Annotated in this window: 1 protein-coding gene; it reads left to right on the top strand. The window is 50.0% G+C overall.

The window, feature by feature from the left end; all coding sequences use genetic code 11:
• Nucleotides 1–252 (top strand): Ig-like domain-containing protein (locus tag HUN22_RS17910; RefSeq protein WP_217488242.1); only part of this gene is annotated, 252 nt, incomplete at both ends.

Raw genomic sequence — 252 nt, 5'->3', positions numbered from 1 at the left:
ATGCAACAGCACCAACCCTTGCAATCACGACAGATGACCTTGCACTTGCGGCAGGTGAAGATGCCAACATCAGTTTCACGTTCAGTGAGGCAGTAGCAGGCTTTGATGCAAGCGACATCACAGTGGTAGGTGGTAGCTTGACTGGCTTGACTACGACAGACAACATCACCTGGACAGCGGTGTTCACACCAGATGGTACAGGTACAGCACCAAGCATTAGTGTTGCTGATAGTACATATACAGACCTTGCAG

The organism is Acinetobacter lactucae, assembly GCF_013344765.1.
Lineage (GTDB): Bacteria > Pseudomonadota > Gammaproteobacteria > Pseudomonadales > Moraxellaceae > Acinetobacter > Acinetobacter lactucae_A.
Note: the sequence above shows the minus strand (reverse complement) of the source record. Positions and strands in the feature narration are given on the sequence as shown.